At 69.7% G+C, this 19778-nt stretch carries 14 protein-coding genes; 7 read left to right on the forward strand and 7 right to left on the reverse strand.

Annotated elements, in window-relative coordinates:
- Window positions 1-181: 181 nt before the first annotated feature.
- The 3 genes from BAU06_RS01470 to BAU06_RS01480 all read left to right on the forward strand — a co-directional run bounded on the left by BAU06_RS01470 (window position 182) and on the right by BAU06_RS01480 (window position 3543).
- Window positions 182-382: a hypothetical protein gene (locus BAU06_RS01470; RefSeq protein ID WP_066343460.1), complete on the forward strand. Its 201-nt coding sequence runs from the start codon at window positions 182-184 to the stop codon at window positions 380-382.
- 90 nt (window positions 383-472) lie between these two features.
- Window positions 473-2683: a phosphocholine-specific phospholipase C gene (locus BAU06_RS01475; protein ID WP_066343465.1), complete on the forward strand. Its 2211-nt coding sequence runs from the start codon at window positions 473-475 to the stop codon at window positions 2681-2683.
- Between the two features lie 74 nt (window positions 2684-2757).
- Window positions 2758-3543 carry a DeoR/GlpR family DNA-binding transcription regulator gene (locus tag BAU06_RS01480; RefSeq protein WP_066343468.1) on the forward strand — a complete coding sequence of 262 codons (786 nt, stop codon included), beginning with the start codon at window positions 2758-2760 and terminating at the stop codon, window positions 3541-3543.
- A gap of 91 nt (window positions 3544-3634) precedes the next feature.
- On the opposite strand, the gene BAU06_RS01485 is transcribed toward BAU06_RS01480, so the two are convergent.
- Both BAU06_RS01485 and BAU06_RS01490 read right to left on the reverse strand, forming a co-directional pair.
- Window positions 3635-5629, reverse strand: a complete 1995-nt coding sequence (locus BAU06_RS01485; protein WP_066343476.1) for a hybrid sensor histidine kinase/response regulator — start codon at window positions 5627-5629, stop codon at window positions 3635-3637.
- Between the two features lie 327 nt (window positions 5630-5956).
- Window positions 5957-6856 (reverse strand): LysR family transcriptional regulator, encoded by a 900-nt coding sequence (locus BAU06_RS01490; RefSeq protein WP_197509406.1) that lies wholly within the window; start codon window positions 6854-6856, stop codon window positions 5957-5959.
- A 158-nt stretch (window positions 6857-7014) separates the two neighbouring features.
- On the opposite strand from BAU06_RS01490, the gene BAU06_RS01495 reads away from it, so the two are divergent.
- From BAU06_RS01495 to BAU06_RS01510, 4 genes are all read left to right on the forward strand, one after another.
- The gene (locus BAU06_RS01495; RefSeq protein ID WP_066343480.1) at window positions 7015-8001 is read left to right on the forward strand and encodes a Bug family tripartite tricarboxylate transporter substrate binding protein; all 987 of its coding nucleotides are present in this window, start codon (window positions 7015-7017) and stop codon (window positions 7999-8001) included.
- 65 nt (window positions 8002-8066) lie between these two features.
- Complete coding sequence (locus BAU06_RS01500; protein ID WP_066343483.1) at window positions 8067-10124, forward strand: hydantoinase/oxoprolinase family protein; 2058 nt, start codon at window positions 8067-8069, stop codon at window positions 10122-10124.
- Window positions 10117-11829 carry a hydantoinase B/oxoprolinase family protein gene (locus BAU06_RS01505; RefSeq protein WP_066343485.1) on the forward strand — a complete coding sequence of 571 codons (1713 nt, stop codon included), beginning with the start codon at window positions 10117-10119 and terminating at the stop codon, window positions 11827-11829. Before BAU06_RS01500 ends, BAU06_RS01505 begins: the two co-directional genes overlap by 8 nt.
- Before the next feature lie 112 nt (window positions 11830-11941).
- The gene (locus BAU06_RS01510; protein ID WP_066343492.1) at window positions 11942-12793 is read left to right on the forward strand and encodes an oxidoreductase; all 852 of its coding nucleotides are present in this window, start codon (window positions 11942-11944) and stop codon (window positions 12791-12793) included.
- A gap of 110 nt (window positions 12794-12903) precedes the next feature.
- Here the strand turns inward: BAU06_RS01510 and BAU06_RS01515 are convergent, their stop codons facing one another.
- The 5 genes from BAU06_RS01515 to BAU06_RS01535 all read right to left on the reverse strand — a co-directional run bounded on the left by BAU06_RS01515 (window position 12904) and on the right by BAU06_RS01535 (window position 19736).
- Entirely contained in the window at window positions 12904-13233 is a 330-nt protein-coding gene (locus BAU06_RS01515) for a DHCW motif cupin fold protein (protein WP_066357664.1), read from the reverse strand.
- Between the two features lie 35 nt (window positions 13234-13268).
- Entirely contained in the window at window positions 13269-16178 is a 2910-nt protein-coding gene (locus tag BAU06_RS01520; protein ID WP_066343498.1) for a hypothetical protein, read from the reverse strand.
- A gap of 195 nt (window positions 16179-16373) precedes the next feature.
- Window positions 16374-17948 carry a DHA2 family efflux MFS transporter permease subunit gene (locus BAU06_RS01525; RefSeq protein WP_066343502.1) on the reverse strand — a complete coding sequence of 525 codons (1575 nt, stop codon included), beginning with the start codon at window positions 17946-17948 and terminating at the stop codon, window positions 16374-16376.
- A gap of 29 nt (window positions 17949-17977) precedes the next feature.
- On the reverse strand, window positions 17978-19078 hold the full coding sequence (locus BAU06_RS01530) for an HlyD family secretion protein (protein ID WP_066343505.1): 1101 nt from the start codon (window positions 19076-19078) through the stop codon (window positions 17978-17980).
- Window positions 19079-19127: 49 nt separating this feature from the next.
- The gene (locus tag BAU06_RS01535; RefSeq protein WP_066343511.1) at window positions 19128-19736 is read right to left on the reverse strand and encodes a winged helix-turn-helix transcriptional regulator; all 609 of its coding nucleotides are present in this window, start codon (window positions 19734-19736) and stop codon (window positions 19128-19130) included.
- Window positions 19737-19778 lie beyond the last annotated feature (42 nt).

Consider the following 19778-nt stretch of genomic DNA (forward strand, 5'->3'; position numbering starts at 1 on the left):
CGCCGAGGCCTGCCCGCGCCTCCCGCTTCCCTGAATCCCTGTCACGGCCATGTCACCTCCCTGGCCCATCATGCGCTTGCACTTTTTTGGAGTTGTGCGTTTGAGTGCGTTTCGACGCGCCGCCGCGCCGAGCACGGCCATCGCCCCGACGGCCGTTTCCGCAACCCGCCCCCCTAGCCGCATGAAACCGACCCCTATCCCACGCTCTATCCGCCGGTCCGCGTCGCGCTGGCCCCTGTTGCTGGCCACCGTCGCCATCGCTTGCACGTTGACCGCCTGCGGCGGCGACCACGATGACGACGACACGCCCCAGAACCCCGAACCGCCCACGCAGCCGGCGCCGCCGCAAGCGCCCACGCCGGTGCTGCACTGCGCGCCGTAGCGCGCCATCCCCCGTCATACAGGCAGTGAGCCTGGCGGCACCGCGCCCGCCATGCAGGCCATCGCGCCACAACCGATACGCGAACCGACAATGATCAACAACGCCAAACGCAAGTTCCTGCGCAACAGCCTGGGCGCCGCCGCGTCCGTGACCGCACTCGGCATGTTCCCGCCCAGCATCCGCCGCGCGCTGGCCATCCCGGCCAACAATCGCACGGGCACCATCAAGGACGTCGAGCACGTCGTCATCCTGATGCAGGAGAACCGCTCCTTCGACAACTACTTCGGCACGCTGGCCGGCGTGCGCGGCTTCGGCGATCGCTTCACCATCCCGGTGCCCAATGCCCTGAACGTGTGGCAGCAGCTGGATGCCAACGGCAAGCCCATCCTGCCCTATCACCTGGACCAGACGCTGGGCAACGCGCAGCGCGTCAGCGGCACGCCGCACAGCTGGACGGACGCGCGCGATGCCTGGGACAAGGGCCGCATGTACCAGTGGGCGCGCTACAAGCGGCAGCAATCCATGGGCTACTTCACCGAGCAGGAAGCGCCTTTCCAGTTCGCCCTGGCCAATGCCTTCACGTTGTGCGACGGGTATTTCTGCTCGCTGCACGGCGGCACCAATACCAACCGCCTGTTCTTCTGGACCGGCACCAATGGCGCCACCACGCCCGCCGGCCGCGTGGTCGTGAACAACGTCTGGGACGGACTGGACACCACCACCGACCTGGCCACCACCGGGTTCGACTGGATGACCTACCCGGAGCGGCTGACGCAAGCCGGCGTGTCGTGGATGGTCTACCAGAACATGCCCGACAACTTCACCGACAACTCGCTCATCGGCTTCAAGCAATATCGCGACGCCAACCTGCGCTCCGGCAAGCCGGTGTACCACGACGTGGCGGTGAACCCGCCCTACGATCCCAATACGGACGACGTGGGCAACCCACTGTACAAAGGCATCGCCAACACCATGCCGGACGGCGGTTTCCTGGCGACTTTCAAGCAGGACATCCTGGACGGCAAGCTGGCGCAGGTCTCGTGGATCGTCGCGCCGGAAACGTATTCCGAGCATCCCGGTCCCTCCAGTCCCGTACAGGGCGGCTGGTACACGCAGGAAGTGCTGGACGCGCTGACCGCCAACCCGGACGTCTGGTCCAAGACCGTGCTGCTGATCAACTTCGACGAAAACGACGGCTTCTTCGACCACCTGCCGCCGCCCTGCGCGCCGTCGCTCGACCTGGCCACCGGCACCATCGCCGGCAAGTCGACGCTGAGCACCGCCGACATGTCCTATGAGTACTACACGCACAACGCGGTGCCCAACACCTCCATGCCCACGCCGGATGGCGACTGCTACGGTCCCGGCCCGCGCGTGCCCATGTACGTGATCTCGCCCTGGAGCCGCGGCGGCTGGGTGAACTCGCAGCAGTTCGACCACACGTCGGTGCTGCGCTTCCTGGAGGCCCGCTTCGGCGTGGCCGAAACGCAGATCAGCCCGTATCGCCGCGCCGTCTTCGGCGACCTGACATCGGCCTTCAACTTCGCCACTCCCAACGACGACATGCCGCCCACGCTGGCCGGCCGGCGCACGCGCAACGATGCGGATACGCTGCGCATGTCGCAGGATGCGCTGGGACAGGTCGCGCTGCCCACGCCGCAGAACCTGCCGCGCCAGGATACGGGGGCCCGCCCGTCGCGCGCCCTGCCTTACGAGCTGCACACCAGCGCGCGCACCGACGCGGCCGGCGGCACCGTAAGCCTGGTCTTCGCCAATACGGGTTCCGCCGCCGCCGTCTTCCATGTGTACGACCGGCTGCACCTGGACCGCGTGCCGCGCCGCTATGTGGTCGAGGCCGGCAAGCAGCTGGACGACAGCTGGGATGCCAAGTCCGTGGACGACGGCCGCTACGACCTTTGGGTGCTGGGACCCAACGGCTACCACCGGAGCTTTACGGGCGACCTGTCGGCGCAGGCCGCCAGCGGCGCCGGCGTGCCCGAAGTCCGCGTCTGCTACGACGTCGCCAATGGCAACGTGTATCTCACCGCCTTCAATACTGGCGGCAAGGCGCTGCACCTGACCGTGCGCGCCAAGGCCTACCGCAACGACGGGCCCTGGAACCTGACGGTCGCGGCGGGCGCCAGCCAGGACGTGCACTGGGACCTGGCCGACAGTGCGCGGTGGTACGATTTCGTCGCCACCTGCGCCGAACAGCCCGGCTGGTCGCGCCGCTTCGCGGGCCGCGTCGAAACGGGCAAGGACGGCCTGAGCGATCCCGCGATGGGCATGGAAGACCTCTGACGTTCCAGGGATCGCGCCACGCTGTCTCGTGGCGCGATCCCGGCGCGCGCCATCCACCACCAACCAGAGCCGACATGCTGCAGGAAGAACGCATCGCCCGTATCCAGGCCTTGCTCGGCGCCTTCGTGCGCATGAGTACCGAGCGCCTGGCGCGCGAGTTGTCCGTCTCGCGCGAAACCGTGCGTCGCGACATCCTGGAACTGGAAGCGCAGGGCGCGCTGCGGCGCGTGCATGGCGGCGTGGTGGCGACGGCCGCGCATGCCGAGCCGCCCTTCGCGCAACGCCAGCACATACGGGCGCGCGAGAAGCGCGCCATCGCCCGCGCCGTGTTGCCGATGCTGGCGCCGGGGCAGGTCATCATGCTGGATGCCGGCACGACCACCGGCTACCTGGCCGAAGCGCTTTGCGGCCTGGCCGGCCTGACGGTCATCACGAATTCGCTGGGTATCGCCATGACGCTGGCGCGGCGCGCCGGCACCGCGGAATCCCCGCGCCATGAAGTCATCCTGCTGGGCGGCACGCCGCATGGCGATGTGCCGGCCACCTACGGCAGCGGCACCATCAACGAGATCCGCCGCTACCACGCGGACCTGGCGCTGCTGTCGCCCGTGGGGCTCAGCGCCACGCACGGCGCCACCAGCTATGCCCATGACGAAGCCGCCGTCGCGCAGGCGATGGCCGCCCAGGCCGGAGAGCGCGTGCTGCTGGCCGACTACAGCAAGGTGGGCGTGGTGAGCCGGGTACGCTATGCCAGTCCGGAGGACGTCAACCGTATCGTCACCAACGCCCACGCGGACCCGGGTTTCGAGGACGAAATGCGGCGCTGGCGCCGCGCCGGCGTGGAGCTGGTGCTGGCCTGAAGCGCCTGTGCCTGTGCCTGCGCCGGCCATCGCATCGGCGGCCGGCCCCCATATGCGGCCGGACAAGGCCGCGCCGTGGGAGGGTCCCGCCTCAGGCCCGGGAAGCGGGCCTGTCCGGCGCCGTGCCCGAAGGATGGTCCAGCCCCAGCATCTTCACCAGGGCCTCGGCGGAATACGGCTTGGCCAGGAACTCGAAGCCGTGGGTGCCCTGTTCCGCCAGCACGTGGCTATAGCCGCTGGTCAGCACCACGCGCAGCGACGGCCAGCGGCGGCGCACCGCGGAGGCCAGCTCGATGCCGCTCATGCCCGGCATGACGACGTCGGAAAACACCAGGTCGAAACGGCCGTTGCGCGCATTGAGCAGGGACAGCGCGGATTGCCCGTCGGTGGCCCAGTGCGCGGTCAGTCCCATTTCATGCAGCAGCCCCAGCGCGAAGCGGCCGACGGTGTCGTTGTCTTCGACCAGCAGGACGGACATGGGCCGGCGGCTGGATTCGATCGCGATGGGCGCGCCGGGATGTTGTTCCGGTACGGCCTCGGCCTTGCCGCAGGGCAGGAAGAGCGTGAAGGTGGAGCCTTCGCCCATGCGCGTTTCCACCGAGATCTCGCCGCCCGACTGCTTGGCGAAACCGTAGGCCTGGCTGAGTCCCAGGCCGGTGCCCTTGTTGACGGCCTTGGTCGTGAAAAAGGGCTCGAAGATGCGGGTCAGCGTGCCGGGTTCGATGCCCGTGCCGGTGTCGGTGACCGAGACGGCGACAAAGTCGCCGCTGGCGCCGGCATGGCTGCGCACGGGCGGGATATGGTCGGCCTGGCGCGCGCGGATGGTCAGGTGGCCGCCGCGCGGCATCGCGTCGCGGGCGTTGATCACCATGTTCAGGATGGCGGTTTCGAACTGGTTGGGATCGGCTTCGATGGGGCGCAGGCCTTCCGGCAGATCGAAATGCAGCTTGACCGGCGAGCCCAGCGACGTGCGGATGATTTCTTCCATGCCGCGCAGCCGGGCGGCCACGTGGAAGACCTCCGGCATCAGGGGCTGCTTGCGCGCGAACGCCAGCAGCTGGCGGGTCAGCTGCGCGGCCTTGGTGGCGGTGTCGGAGATCGCGCCGATATAGCGGGCGCGCTTTTCCTCCGACAAGCCCGGGCGGCGCAGCAGCTCGGCGGAAGAACGGATGATGGTCAGCAGATTGTTGAAGTCGTGCGCCACGCCGCCGGTGATGCGGCCGATGGCTTCCATCTTCTGCGCCTGGTTCAGGGCATCGCGGCTGCGGTCCAGGGCCAGCTGGGCCTCGCGGCGCTCGGTCACGTCGCGCGTGATCTTGGCGAAACCGATGAAGTTGCCGCGCTCGTCGCGGATGGGGTCCAGCACCACGCTGGCCCAGAATCGCGTGCCGTCCTTGCGCATGCGCCAGCCTTCGCCCAGGAAGCGGCCCTCGCGCAGGGCGGTATCCAGCGACCGCGCCGGCTCGCCGCGTTCGCGGTCCTCCGGGGTGTAGAAGACCGAGAAATGCTGGCCGATGATCTCGTTGGCCGTGTAGCCCTTGATCGCCTGCGCGCCGGCGTTCCAGTTGGTGATCCGGCCCTGCGCGTCCAGCATGAAGATGGCGTAGTCGCGCACGCCCTGGACCAGCAGGCGGAAGCGCTGTTCGGCGGCGAACAGTTCCTCCTGCGCGCGCTTTTTGTCGCTGATGTCGCGCGTGACCTTGGCATACCCCACCAGTTCGCCCTGGTCGTCGTAGACGGGATCGATCACCACGCTGGTCCAGAAGCGGGTGCCGTCCTTGCGCACGCGCCAGCCTTCGGCCTCGTACAGGCCGTTTTCGGCGGCCATGCGCAGCGCGCGCGCCGGCAGGCCGTCGCGGCGGTCTTCCTCGGTGTAGAAGCGGGAAAAATGCTGGCCGATGATTTCCTCGGCCGTGTAGCCCTTGAACCGCTCCGCGCCGGTATTCCAGCTGACGATATAGCCGTCGCGATCCAGCAGGTAGATGGCGTAGTCGCGGATCGCGCGCAACATCAGTTCGGCACGGCGGTCGGCGGCAAGGGCTTGCAGGGACGAGGTCGGGGGTTTCTGCGAATTCTGGGGATCCATGGCGCTCTCTGGGCCCTTCGTGGTGCGGCCTGGGTCGCGCCGCGTCGGGCATCCCTGCCTGCGCGGCACCGGACCGGCCGGCATGGGAGGGATACAGGGGCAAGTCTATCCTTAATGCCGGGAAAGCGCAGGCACCCGGTTGAGCAGCCTACAGTCCCAGGGTCGGCCCGGTGGCTGGCGGGGCCTTGACCATGGATGAGCATGACTGTCCGCCGGGCGGGATCGACCCGGGCAGGCGGTTCCCGCCGCTGCCGCCACGCCCGTGGTCCGGGCCGGCGATACACCCGGTGGAGACCGGCGCATGCCAGGCCGGCGATCGCCGCGCCGTCATGGCAGCGCGGCATGTTCGGCGATGTATTGCCGCAGCCATCCGTGGCCCGCGTCTTCCTGGTGGCGCTCGTGCCAGTACAGCGAGACCGATAGCGTGGGCAGCTTCAGGGGCACGTCCAGCAAGGCCAGCCGCAAGGGCCGCGCGGCCGCCTTGGCGACGCTCATGGGCACGGTGCAGATCAGGTCCGAGCCGGCCACCACGTGGGGCCCGACCAGATAGCTGGACAAGGTGGCGGCCACCCTGCGGCGCCGCCCCAGGGCCAGCAGCGTGCGGTCGATGGCGCTGCTGAAGTGGCCGGTATGCGCGGCCAGGTCGACGTGGGGATAGCGCAGGTAGGCGTCCAGGTTCCAGCGGCGCAGGCAGGGATGCTGTTCGCGCACGATGCAGACCGCCGGCTCTTCGTACAGGAAGCGCGCGCGCAGGTTCTGGGCGGGGTTGGGAAAGTAGCCCGCCAGCAGCTCGACATGATTGGTGTCCAGCATGCTCAGCCCGTGCTGCAGGCGGGCGGGCATGACGCGCAGGTGCAAGTGGGGCGCGTCCCGGGCCAGGGCCGGCAGCACGCGGGGCATCAGGGTGAACTGCATGTAGTCGGTGGCGTACAGCGTGAAGGTGCGCGCCGTGGCCGCCGGATCGAAAGCTTCGCGCGGCCCGGTGGCGTGTTGCCAGCGCGCCAGCAGCGGCTGGAATTCCATGTGCAGCGCCAGGGCTTGCGGCGTGGGCTGCCACAGCGTGCCCTCGCGCACCAGCAGCGGGTCGTTGAACAGTTTGCGCAGCCGGCTCAGCGCCGCGCTCATGGCCGGCTGGCTCACGCCCACCTGCTCGGCCGCCCGCGAGACGCTGCGCAGGGTCATCAGGGCGTCGAAATGGATGAGCAGGTTCAGGTCCGGGTATTTCATGCCGCAGACAGTATCAATGTGGTTGATGGGACTATAAATGGAAACGCCTGCCGTCGAACCCGCGCCCGCCCTAGGATTTCCCCTGCAACACACATCCGCCCGGATCATCGCGGACCACGAGCCGCTACCGGGCCTTCATGGACAAGGGGAATAAAGACATGAAAGCGAGCATGCTAGGCAGGTTCTGCGGGGTCGTGGCGGCGACGGCGATGGCGCTGTCCAGCGCGTCGGCCCTGGCGGCCTGGCCCAACGACAAGATCGTGCGCATGGTGGTGCCCTTCGCGGCGGGCGGGTCGACGGACCTGATCGCCCGCAAGCTGGCGGAAGGCCTGAGCAAGAAGCTGGGCGCCAATGTCATCGTCGAGAACCGGCCGGGCGCCGGCGGCACGGTGGGAACGGACTACGTCGCGCGCCAGCCGGCGGACGGCTACACCATCCTGATGGGCTCGGTCAGCACGCACGGCAGCGCGCCCTGCATCTATCCCAGCCTGCCGTACAACGCGACCAAGGACTTCACGCCCCTGGCGGTGGTGGCGACCATCCCCAACGTCATCGTGATCAACAACGGCAAGGTGCCGGCGCAGGACCTGCAGTCCTTCGTGGCCCTGGCCAAGAAGGATCCGGGCCGCTACACCTATGCGTCCAACGGGCCGGGGACCTCCAACCACCTGGCGTCCGCCTTCTTCACCAGCGCGGCCGGCATCTCCATGACCCACGTTCCCTACCGCGGATCGGGGCCGGCGCTGATCGACCTGCTGGGTGGACAGGTGGACATGATGATGGACGTCATCATGACGTCCTACCCCTACATCAAGGAAGGCAAGCTGCGCGCGCTGGCCGTCACGTCGGCCCAGCGCAGCCCCATGCTGCCGGACGTGCCCACCGTGGCCGAATCCGGCTATCCGGGCTTCGAGGCCATCGTCTGGTTCGGCATGTTCGCGCCCGCGCACCTCCCCGCCGATATCGCCACGCGCCTGAGCCAGGCCATCGTGGCGGTGCAGAACGGTCCGGAGATGAAGCAGTACCTGGAAAGCACGGGCTCGCAGGTTTCCTCGGTAAGCGGCGACGCCTTCGCCGCCATGATCAAGGACGACAACGCCAAGTGGTGCAAGGTCGTCCAGCAGGCCAAGATCAAGCTCGACTAGGCCGCGTACGGGATGGGCGGCGCGGCATCCGCGCCGGATTTGACTCTTTTCAGGAAGACAACGATATGTACCGGATCGGCATAGACGTCGGCGGGACGTTTACCGACTTCACCATGATCGACGAAAGCGCGGGCGTGGTGCATTTCCACAAGGTGCCCTCCACGCCGGACGATCCCTCGCGCGCCATCGCCACGGGGATCGCCGGGCTGCTGGAGATGCACGGCGTCGCGCCGTCGCAGGTGTCCCACGTCGGGCATGGCACCACGGTCGCCACCAACCTGATCATCGAGCGCAAGGGCGCGCAGGTCGGCCTGATCACCACGCGCGGCTTTCGGGACGTGCTCGAAATCGGCCGCCAGACGCGCCCGCATCTGTACGACTACGGCGTCGGCAAGCCGCCCGTGGCCGTGCCGCGCCAGTTCCGCATCGAAGTCGCCGAGCGCGTGCAGGCCACCGGCGAAGTCCGCGAGCCGCTGGACGAACAGGCGGTGCGCGAGGCGGCCCGCTACTTCAGGCAGCACGGCATCGGCGCAGTCACCATCTGCTTCCTGCATTCCTACCGCAATCCGGTGCACGAACAACGGGCGCGAGAGATCGTCGCGCAGGAAATGCCGGACGCCTACATCAGCCTTTCCAGCGAAGTGCTGCCCGAGTTCCGCGAATACGAAAGGCTGTCCACCACCGTGCTGAACGCGGCCGTGGGTCCGCGCATGGCCGGCTACCTGGAGCGCTTCCTGCTGCGCGTGCGCGAACTGGGCATCGCGCACGAACCGCATACCGTGCATTCCAACGGCGGCCTGATGTCTATCGCCAGCGTGCGCCAGTTCCCGGTGCGTACCTGCCTGTCCGGGCCCGCCGCCGGCGTGGTGGGCGCCGCCGCCGTGGGCCGTGTGATAGGCAGTCCCAACCTCGTCACGTTCGACGTGGGCGGCACCAGCACCGACGTATCGCTCATCGTGGAGGGCAAGCCGCTGTTCACCTCGCACCGCCACGTGGCCGGCTATCCGGTCAAGACGCCCATGGTGGATATCCATGTGATCGGCGCGGGCGGCGGCAGCATCGCCTGGATGGACGATGCCGGCGCGCTGAAGGTCGGCCCGCACAGCGCCGGCGCGGTGCCGGGCCCGGTCGGCTACGGCCGCGGCGGCCAGGAGCCTACCATTACCGATGCCGAGATCGTGCTGCAGCGCCTGAATCCGGTATCGCTGCTGAATGGCCGCATGCCGGTGCATGCCGAGGCCGCGCGCCAGGTCATCCAGGACAAGGTGGCCCGCCCCTTGGGCCTGGGCATCGAGGACGCCGCCGAAGGCATCCTGCGCATCGCCACCGCCAACATGAGCCGCGCCATCCGCGCCGTTTCCACCGAACGCGGCTACGACCTTTCGCGCTTCGCCCTGTTCGCCTTCGGCGGCGCGGGTCCCCTGCACGCGGTGGAAGTGGCGCAGGAATGCGGCATCCCGCGCGTCATCGTGCCGCAGGAGCCGGGCACCATGTGCGCGCGCGGCATCCTGCTCAGCGACATCTCCTTCGATTTCGTGCGCAGCGAGATCGCGCTGGCCACGCCGGACAACTGGACCCGCGTGGCGGCGATATTCGATGCGCTGCGCCAGCAGGCCGACGAGTGGCTGGCGGCCGAGGGGGTGGCGCCCGCGCTGCGCGCCGCGCATTGCGCCATCGACGCGCGCTATGAAGGCCAGAACTTCGAGGTGCAGGTGCCGCTGGACGACACCGGCGCCAGCGGCTTCCAGGAATTCCTGTCGCGCTTCGCCCAGGCCCATATGCGCGAATACGGCTACGACGTGGACGACCGCGCCATCCAGATCATCAATTGCCGCGTGCAGGCCACCGGCCAGGTCATCAAGGCGCCGCTGTCGCCGCGCACCGTGCGCGGCAGCGTGGCGGAAGCCCGCATCGGCGCCCGCGACGCCTACTTCGGCGCCGCCCATGGCTGGCTGGAATCGCCGGTCTACGACCGCGGGCGCCTGCCCACCGGCGTGTCCTTCCAGGGCCCGGCCCTGGTCGAGGAAATGAGCTCCACCACCGTGATCGGCGTCGGCCAGCATGCCGTGGTGGACGATTACGGCAATCTCATCATCACCCTGCAAGGCAACGCAAATGGCTGAACCCACCCGCACGGACGACACCCTGGCCGATCCCATCGGCATGGAAGTCTTCTGCAACCGGCTGCTGTCGATTACGGAAGACATGAACAACACGCTGGTGCGCGCCTCGTTCTCCACGAACATCAAGGAGCGCAAGGACTGCTCGGTGGCGCTGTTCGATGCCCGCGGCCGACTGGTCGCGCAGGGCACGCAGATTCCCCTGCACCTGGGTTCGCTGGACGGCGCCATGCAGGCCATCCTGGAACGCCATCCGGTGGACGGCATCGCCGAGGGCGATATCTTCATCTGCAACGATCCCTACCTGGCCAATGGCAGCCACCTGCCGGATATCAATATCGTCACGCCGGTTTTCTGGGAAGGGCGCCTGTGCTTTTTCGCGGCCAATATCGCGCACCACTCCGACGTCGGCGGGCCGGTGCCGGGCTCCATCGCGGGCGGCCTGAATTCCATCTTCGCGGAGGGCATCCGCATCCCGGTCACGCGCATCGCGCGCGCCGGCGTCATGGATGACGACCTGCTCAACCTGATCTGCGCCAACACCCGCGATCCGGAGGAGCGCCTGCTGGACCTGCGCGTGCAGATGGCCACCAACCGCCGCGGTGCCGCCGCCATGCAGGGCCTGATCCGCCAGATGGGCCTGGAGGCGGTGCTGCAATCGGTGGACGACGTCATCCGCTACACTCGCCGCCGCCTGCTGAACCGCATCGCCGAGCTGAAGCAGGGCAGCTACACCTTTCATTCCGACCTGGACGACGATGGGCTGGGCGGCGACCCGGTGCGCATCCAGGTGACGCTGACGGTACACCCGGACCGCCTGCATTTCGATTTCACGGGCTCCGGACGGCAGGCGCGCGGGGCGATGAACCTGCCGGTGAACGCCTTGCGCGCCTCGGTGTACTACGCCGTGAAGGCCCTGCTGGATCCGGACATCGCGCCCAACGCCGGCCTGTTCGAACCCATCGAAGTGCATGCGCCGCTGGGCACGATCACCAACCCCGAACACCCCGCGGCGGTGGGCGCCCGTTCCATCACGGCACAGAAGGTCGCGGGCGCGATCTTCGGCGCTTTCCGGGGATTGTTGCCGCCGGAGAAAATCATGGCGTCCGGCAACGACTGCTGCCCGGCCATCGTGTTCTCCGGCAAATGGGCCACGCGGCCGGGGCAGTTCGTGTACCTGGAAACGCTGGGCGGCGGCGCCGGCGCGCGCTACGACAGCGACGGCATGGACGCCATCCACGTCCACATGACGAATACCTCCAACCTGCCCGTGGAGGCCCTGGAAAACGAATATCCCCTGCTGATGGACGAATACGCCATGATCCCGGATTCGGGCGGCGCCGGCCGCACGCGCGGCGGCTTGGCGATCGCCAAGCAGATCCGCGCGCTGGTGCCCGGCATCGTCTTCTCGGCCCGCTCGGACAGCCACACCGTGGGCGTGGCCACCGGCGTGGACGGCGGCCTGGACGGGCGCCGCGCCCGCCTGGTGCGCAACCACGGCACGGCGCGGCAGGAAGAGCTGTTCTCCAAGACCGCCAACATCGTGCTGGACGCCGGCGAAAGCGTGCGCATCGAAACCCCCGGCGGCGGCGGATACGGCGCGCCCGCGCTGCGCGCCCCGGAACGCCTGCGGCGCGACCTGCTGGACGGCAAGATCAGCGAGGCCGCGGCGCGGGACGCGTACGGCGAGTTGGCGGAGACTCGCTGACGTTCCGCTGGCCTGGCGTGGCGGATGGGGCGCGCGGTTGCGACCGGCCGCGCGCCTGCGCTAGCCTTGACCGGTTCGCCGCCTGCGCGCGGCACCGCCAGGAGATCCCGCCATGTCGTCCGCACCGCCTTCTTCCCCCGTCTGGTTCATCACCGGCTGCTCCACGGGCTTCGGCCGCGCCCTGGCCCAGGCCGTCATCGCGCGCGGTTGGCGCGTCGTGGCGACCGCGCGCGAGCCCGCCCGTATCCAGGACCTGGCGGCCGCGGCGCCCGATCGCGTGCTGGCGCTGGCCCTGGATGTGACCGATCCGTCGGCCATCGCGGCGTCGGTGGGGGCCGCCCAGCAGCGCTTCGGCCGCATCGATGTGCTGGTCAACAACGCCGGCTACGGCTACCAGGCCACGGTGGAAGAGGGCGTGGAGGCCGAGATCCGCGCGCAGTTCGACGCCAACGTCTTCGGCCTGTTCGCCCTGACGCGCGCCGTGCTGCCGGGCATGCGGGAACGGCGGCGCGGGCACATCATCAACATCACGTCGGTGGCGGGCCTGGTGGGCTTCCAGGGCTCGGCGTATTACGCGGCCTCCAAGCATGCGGTGGAAGGCTTTTCCGATGCGCTGGCGGCGGAAGCCGCGCCGCTCGGGATACAGGTGACCTGCGTGGAGCCGGGCCCCTTTCGCACCGACTGGGCCGGCCGTTCGCTGCGGCAGACGCCGACCCGCATCGCCGATTATGCGGAAAGCGCCGCGCGGCGCATGCAGGCCACGCGCGAGAACAGCGGCAAGCAGATCGGCGACCCCGACCGGGCGGCACAGGCCATGATCCATATCACCGAGGTCGAGCAGGCGCCGCGGCATCTGGTCCTGGGCGCCTTCGGCATGAAGGCGGTGACGGACAAGCTCAAGGAGCGGCTGGCGCAGATCGAGTCCTGGCGCGACGTGGGCGTGGGGACGGATTTTCCCGGCTAGGCGCATGGCGGCCGCAGCCGGCGGCGCGCCCGGTTCCAGTCCAGGTCCCGGTTTCGTGCCCGGGTGCGCGGCGCCGCCGGGGCAGCCCGGCCCAGCGCGGCGGGATGGCCTTAGTCGACGATGAACAAGGTCGCGCCGGTGGCCGTGGAGGACCGGTGCGCCTCGGCGGCATCGGCCACCTGGTAGCTCATGCCGGGCCGCAGGGTAAAGCTGCGGCCGTCTTCCAGTTCCGTATCCAGCGACCCCGCCATGCACAGCAGGATATGCCCCTTGCTGCACCAGTGATCCGCCAGGTAGCCGGGCGTGTATTCGACCATGCGCACGCGGACGTCGCCGAACTGGCGCGTGCGCCACAGGGCCTTGCCGGTCGTACCGGGATGTTCGGTGGGCTCGATGGTTGCCCAGTCGGTCGTGCCGAAAGGAATGTCCGATAGTTTCACCGCGGGCTCCCTGTGTCGCGTGATGGTGTCGCGCATCATTGTAGGGGGACCAGCCTATAGCGGATGTCCACGGTCTCGCCCAGGCCCGTCACCGCGCCGCCCGCATCCATCGCCAGCACGAAGCGGGCGGTGACGTGGCTGCGCCCGGCATCCAGCCTTGCCATGAAGGCGCGTGGCGTCCATTGGCCCGGGACCAGGGGCAGCCGGCCGATCTCCATCCAGGCCAGTACGGTTTCCAGGCTGAACCGCCCGTCGGCCTCGCGCCGCACCCGCATATGCGCGGTGTCCGGGGCGATGGGCGGCATGGTCGCGAGCGACCCATCCGGCAAGCGCAGCAGGTAGCCGCCAGGCGTCGCGTCAAGCGCGGCGGCGAAGGCCTGCGCGATGCCGCCGTGCAGCCATCGGGTCATGGCCGGCAATGCCGCGCCGGCCAGCTCGCGCAGCGCATGCAGGGCAAGGCCCATCGCTTCCAGGCGCGCCGTGCCCTCCAGGCCGGCGGGAAAGACGGCGCTGCGCACGCCCGCGCCTTGCGCGCTGATGCCTTCCACGCGCAGGGACATGCCGGGCCGTTCCAGCATGTCGCGGCGAAAGCGCTCGCCGACGGAAAACCAGGACGGCGCGCCATCGCCGGCGTACAGCCTGACGGCGCGCGGTTGCGCCGTGTCCGCGACGGACGGCGCGGCCAGATGCTGCTCGAACAGGCGGTGCAGCGCGCGTGTCATGCAGGGACGGACGGTGCGCCCCGCGGCATCGCAATCCATGCCGAACTGGCCCGCCAGCGCCGCACGCCGGGCATCGTCCAGGCCATCGTCCGCGGCGTCGCCGTGGGCGCGGTTCGGGCCGGCATCCGGCGCAAGCCCTGCCTCGTGCACGGCGCCGTACAGATACCGCTCCACGCGCCACGCCATGATGACGCGCGACGTGCAGGCGTCCAGGCGCGCGGCTTCATCCCCGGGCTGCCTGGCGCTCCATTGCGCCAGGCCTTCCACGACCGCGTCCATGGCCTGCCCCGTCAGATCGCGGCGCGCCAGCAGGTGCGCCCAGCGATCCTGCGTGGGAGCAGGGTCGCGGCCCATGGCGCGATCCAGCGCCTGCCGCACGGCCTCGGCGGCCAGCTCGGCATTGTTCTCGGCGGAAATGTCCTCGCCCATGGCCGCCCGGCGCGCGTTCAGGCCGACCAGCAGGCCGGCCACGTCGCGCAGGCCGGCGTGGGTCTCCGCGGCGTCGGCATCGGCGTCCATCAGTGTGTCCAGCAAACCGTCCATGGCCGCGTGCACGGCCGGGGGGATGCCGCGGCGGGCCTGGATCTCCTGCTTCAAGGCGGTTTTGTCCACCAGCATGCCGAACGGCGCCAGCGGCTGCCGTGCGGCGCGCAGCGCGCCCAGCTCCGCATCCGAAAGTCGATGCAGGGCATGGGGGGTATCCGCCGGTTCCGCCAGGCCAAGGGCGTCATCCCGGCGGGCGCGAGACTGCCGCGGCAGCAGGCTTCGCATGCATGACACCACGTGGCGCAGCGACTCGGCCAGGTCCGCCGGCATGGCCATGCGGAAGGCGCGCCGCGCCACGTCGAGTTCGGTCACCGCCACACCCAGTGCGCCCAGGCGCGTCGCCGCCACCGTCCGGTCCCGTCTGGCGATCGATTCGTGCAGGTCGGCCAGGGCGCCCTCTACCGCGCGGCGGTGCGCCGCCAGCATATCGGCCTGGGCCGCTTCCAGCGTGGCATCCACCGACGCGTCGCTGGATGGCCGGTGCGCCGGCCTGGTCAGCGTGGATTTGATCGCGGACAGGTCCTGCGCGGACAAGGCGCGGAGGCCGGCCAGGCGCCAGCTTTCCGGCAGGTTCTGCATGACCAGGGCCAGCGTCTCGGCGCGTATGCGCGCTTGCAGCAGGGTCGGGTTGGGCAGGAAGCCGCTGAGCGTCAACGCCTGCAGGTTGAGCTCGCGGTATGCGGCGCGCATGCACTCGCCCAGCCGCTGCAGATTGCCGACCCGGCCGAATGCCCGCGTGGCCTGTCCCGCGGTCACGCGCTCGCGGTCGTCCAGCTGCCGTTGCAGCGCGTCACGCCAGAGTTGCAGGGCTTCGCCATCGCAGGCTTGCAGAAAGGCCATGGCGGCATCGAGTCCGGCCGGCGCGATGCCGCCGGCTTCCGCCTGCGATGCCAGTTCCGGCCAGGCCTGGGCCGTCAACTGTCCCAGTTCGCTATCGGTCAGGATATCCAGCATGCGCGCCAGCACCTGCGCGGCGGGACGCCGCGGCGAGGACAGCCAAAGCCCCACGCCCTGCAGCTGTTCCAGCGTGGCGCGCACCTGGGCGGCCGCCGACCCGTCGCGGCCGCCGATCCTGAGCAGGCGCCCGAACAAAGGAGTGCCTATCCATTCCGCCAGGGTGTCGGCCAGCGCCTGTTCCAGCGTATCGAGCACGGCGTGGGCCGTCTGCCGCAGGCCGGCGGGCTGGCTTTCGGCCAGCGCGCGGGTATCCGCGCCGCGCGCGGCCAGGTCGTTGTACAGCAGCGAGAGCCCGTCCGGGTCTTTGAGCTGGGCCAGGCTGCGCCGGGCGATTCCCCCCACGTCCTGTTCCCGCGCGTCGGCGGCACAGGACAGCGCATGGTTGCAGACGGCACGCAGCAAGCGCGCGCCTTCGCGCGCCGGCACATCGTCGATCCGGCGCCGGCCCCATTGGACGGCGAAGGTCCGCACGGCTTCGGCCAGGCAGCTTTCGGATCTTGCGGCGCGCATGGCGGCCCGCTGCGTCTTGCCGGCCAGGAAATAGCGGATCGAGTACCCCAGTCCGCCGCCGGCCGGGGGGCGCTGGCCGGCGGCGGATGCGCGGCGGCTGTCGCCCGCCCTGGCCGTCATGGGCAAGGTGCTGGCGGCGCCGCGCCGCGAAGGGGTTGCGTCGGCAAGGCCAAGGGGCGGCGTGCTGCTGCCGTATCCATCGATGGGCATGGGGGTGCCTGCTCCGGGATCGGGGGCCGGCACCAGGGCGGCGCCGGCAGGCGCTGGGATGGGAAAGCACGAGGTACCGCGAACGACGTGCGTGGGTGTCAGCGTCGATAAGCATGTTCCTGCGTCGCGCGGCTTCCCCGGGCCCGGCGCGGCCCGCGCCATGCCGCGCGCGCCTGCCGTCCCCGCGGCAACGCGCTAGTGCGCGTCGGCCGAAGGCGCCTTGGGCGGCTGTACCTTGCGCATCAGCGGCACCAGCGCCGTGGCCACGACAAAGCCCGCCATGATGGCCAGGAAGGCATCCGAATAGGCCAGCGTCTGGGCCTCCCGGTAGGCCAGGCCCCACAGGCGCGCCAGCCCCGCCGTGGCCGGTTCGGCCGACCAGCCGGCGGCCTGCGCCGTCATGCGCGCCAGCGCCTCGTTCATGGCTTCGTTGCTGGTATTCAGGTGCTCGGCCATGCGGTAGAAGTGCAGGTTGGTGCGGTCGTTCAGGATGGTCGCGCACAAGGCGATGCCGATGGCGCCGCCCAGGTTGCGCATCAGGTTGAACAGGCCCGACGCCAGCTTCAGGCGCGCGGGCGGCAGGCTGCCCAGGGTCAACGTCACCGTGGGCGCCACCGCGAACTGTTGCGCCATGCCGCGGAAGGCCTGCGGCAGCAGCAGTTCGGCGCTGCCCCAATCGTGCGTGATCGGTACGAAGTTCCACATCGAGAATGCGAAGCAGGCCAGCCCCGCCATCAACAGCCAGCGCAGGTCCACGCGGTTGGCCAGCATGGTGTACAGCGGGATGGACAGGATCTGGAATGCCCCCGTGGAAAATATCGCCGTGCCGATCTGCAGCGCGCTATAGCCCCGCACGTGGCCCAGGAACAGCGGCGTCAGGTAGATGGTGGCGAATATCCCTACCCCGCTGACGAACGAGAACAGGCAGCCCAGTGCGAAATTGCGGTCTTTCAGCGCGCGCAGGTCCACGATGGGCTGCGCATAGGTCAGGGTTCGCCATATGAAGCCGACGCCGGCCAGGCCGGACACCCAGGCGGTGGCCAGGATGGTGGGATCGTTCAGCCAGTCCCAGCGCGGGCCCTCTTCCAGCGTGTATTCCAGGCAGCCCAGGAAAACGGCCAGCAAGGCGATGCCGGGATAGTCCGCGCCGCGCAACAGCGACGGCTCGGGGCTGTCGATCCGCACGAACAAGGGCACCATGATGGTTACGAACAGCCCCGGCACCAGATTCACGAAGAACAGCCAGTGCCAGGAATAGTGATCGGTGATCCAGCCGCCCACCGTCGGCCCCAGCGTGGGCGCCAGCGACGCCAGGCCGCCCACCGTCGCCGCCGCCAGCACGCGCTGCGGCCCGGCAAAGAAGGCGAAGGCGGTGGTAAAGACCAGCGGGATCATCGAGCCGCCCAGGAAGCCCTGCAGCGCGCGAAAGGCGATCATGCTCTGGATGTTCCACGCCCAGCCGCACAGCAGGCTGGCCACCGTAAAGCCGGCCGCCGACGCGGCGAACAGCCAGCGGGTGGACATGACCCGCGCCAGCCAGCCGGACAGCGGGATGACGATGATTTCCGCGATCAGGTAGGCGGTCTGCACCCACACGGTTTCGTCCACGCCGGCCGACAGGCCGCCGCCGATGTCCTTCAGCGATGCCGAGACGATCTGGATGTCCAGCAGCGCGATGAACATGCCCATGCACATCGTGGAGAAGGCAAAGACTTTCTCGCCGACCGACATGTCGGCGGGCACGCGCAGCCCGCCGCCGCGCGACGGCATCGGCGGCCGGGCGCCGCCCGCGATGCCTCTCATGGATGCGTCCGTTCGTCGACTTCCGCGCGCACGGACAAACCGGGGCGCAGCAGGCCCAGGCGCGCGTCTTCTTCGTCCAGCACGATGCGCACCGGCACGCGCTGCACGATCTTGGTGAAGTTGCCGGTGGCGTTCTCCGGCGGCAGGACGCTGAATTGCGCCCCGGTCGCCGGCGCCAGGCTGGCGACGCGGCCATGGAAGACGCGATCCGGCATGATGTCGGCGACGATGGTGGCGCGCTGGCCGGGGGCCATGCGGGCCAGCTGGCTTTCCTTGAAGTTGGCGTCCACCCACAGGCCGGCGGCAGGCACCAGGGACAGCAACTGCGTGCCGGCCGGCGCGTAGGCGCCCTGGCGCGCGCGCCGGTTGCCCACGGTGCCGTCCATGGGCGCGCGCACCTCGGTATAGGAAAGATTCAGGCGGGCCTGCTCGCGCTCCGCCAGCGCCTGGGCCAGCGCAGCGCGGGCCTGGCCTTTCCGCGTGTCGATCACGTCCAGCTCGCGCTGCGCCGCCACCAGGGCCGCTTCCGCCTTTTGCTGGCTGGCCACCGCCTGCTTGTAGTCGGAGTCGGCTTTCTGCCAGCTTTGCACGGATACCGCGGCATTCGCCGACAGCGATTTGTAGCGTGCCTGGTCCTGCCGCGTGCGCACGGTTTCCGCTTCGGCCGCCGCCACGCCGGCGCGCGCCTGCAGGATCATCGCCTCCTGCAGCCGGCGGTTGGCGTCCAGGTTGGCCAGCAACGCCTGCTGCGCGGCCACCGTGCCCTCTGCCTTCTCCAGCGCGGCGCGATAGTCGCGGTCGTCCAGCTTGACCACCAGGTCGCCCGCGCGCACGGATTGGTTGTCGCCGGCGGCGACCTGCGCGATGTAGCCCGGCACTTTGGTGCCCAGCACGGTGATGTCGCCGCCGACATAGGCGTCGTCGGTGTCCTCGATGAAGCGCGCTTCCGTCCACCAGTAATGCCCGTACCAGGCCGCGGCCAGGACGGCGACGATGCCCGCCGCCAGGTAGAGCCGGCGGCGCCCGTTGCGGACGCGCGGCGCGCTGGAGGCGGGTGCAAGGGGCGGCGCTGCCGCGTCGGCGGTGGGGGGAGGCATGTCGGTCTCGGTTCGGTCGGGGGAAGGGTGGATGGGGCCGCGGGGCGTGTCAGCGCGCGGTGCGGGCTTTGCGGGCGGCGGGGCGCGTCCGCGTGGCGGCCGCGTGTGCGTCGGGGATTTCGTCGCGGTATCCGTCGGGGTCGAAGCGCTCGCCATCGCCCTGGCCCTGCCGCTTGCGCGCCGCGTAGGCCATGCGGTAGCGGGCGCGTGGCGTCGCGCCCGGTCCGGCGACCACGGTGTATTCGCCCGGGCCCAGGGCGCGGCCCGTCGAGGTGTCCACCCAGCGCTGTTCGATGGGCGCGCCGGTGTCGCGCGCGACCAGCATCATGGCCGGGCCTTCCGGCGAAAACTGGCGGTTGCCCCAGGCGATCATGGCCAGCATCACCGGACGGAAGTCGTGCGCCGCGGCCGTCAGGATGTACTCGTGGCGCGTGGGACGGCGCGAGTACACCCGCTTCTCCAGCATGCCGTCGCGCACCAGTTCCGCCAGGCGGCGCGTCAGGATGTTGGGCGCGATATCCAGGCTCTTGCGGAACTCGTCGAAGCGCGTCAGGCCCTGGAAGGCGTCCCGCAGGATCAGCATGCTCCAGCGTTCGCCCACGCGCGCAAGGGCGCGGGCGATGGGACAGGGCATGTCGGCGAAATCGGTAGGGGCCATGGCATAGTCACTTTCGAAGTGAAAGTGATTCTAGCCACGTAA

This window comes from Bordetella bronchialis, from assembly GCF_001676705.1.
Lineage (GTDB): Bacteria > Pseudomonadota > Gammaproteobacteria > Burkholderiales > Burkholderiaceae_B > Bordetella_C > Bordetella_C bronchialis.

Coding starts and splice junctions, on each gene's coding strand:
- BAU06_RS01470 (WP_066343460.1), top strand. CDS start 182: ATGAAACCGACCCCTATCCCACGCTCTATCCGCCGGTCCGCGTCGCGC.
- BAU06_RS01475 (WP_066343465.1), top strand. CDS start 473: ATGATCAACAACGCCAAACGCAAGTTCCTGCGCAACAGCCTGGGCGCC.
- BAU06_RS01480 (WP_066343468.1), top strand. CDS start 2,758: ATGCTGCAGGAAGAACGCATCGCCCGTATCCAGGCCTTGCTCGGCGCC.
- BAU06_RS01485 (WP_066343476.1), bottom strand. CDS start 5,629: ATGGATCCCCAGAATTCGCAGAAACCCCCGACCTCGTCCCTGCAAGCC.
- BAU06_RS01490 (WP_197509406.1), bottom strand. CDS start 6,856: ATGAAATACCCGGACCTGAACCTGCTCATCCATTTCGACGCCCTGATG.
- BAU06_RS01495 (WP_066343480.1), top strand. CDS start 7,015: ATGAAAGCGAGCATGCTAGGCAGGTTCTGCGGGGTCGTGGCGGCGACG.
- BAU06_RS01500 (WP_066343483.1), top strand. CDS start 8,067: ATGTACCGGATCGGCATAGACGTCGGCGGGACGTTTACCGACTTCACC.
- BAU06_RS01505 (WP_066343485.1), top strand. CDS start 10,117: ATGGCTGAACCCACCCGCACGGACGACACCCTGGCCGATCCCATCGGC.
- BAU06_RS01510 (WP_066343492.1), top strand. CDS start 11,942: ATGTCGTCCGCACCGCCTTCTTCCCCCGTCTGGTTCATCACCGGCTGC.
- BAU06_RS01520 (WP_066343498.1), bottom strand. CDS start 16,178: ATGCCCATCGATGGATACGGCAGCAGCACGCCGCCCCTTGGCCTTGCC.
- BAU06_RS01525 (WP_066343502.1), bottom strand. CDS start 17,948: ATGCCGTCGCGCGGCGGCGGGCTGCGCGTGCCCGCCGACATGTCGGTC.
- BAU06_RS01530 (WP_066343505.1), bottom strand. CDS start 19,078: ATGCCTCCCCCCACCGCCGACGCGGCAGCGCCGCCCCTTGCACCCGCC.
- BAU06_RS01535 (WP_066343511.1), bottom strand. CDS start 19,736: ATGGCCCCTACCGATTTCGCCGACATGCCCTGTCCCATCGCCCGCGCC.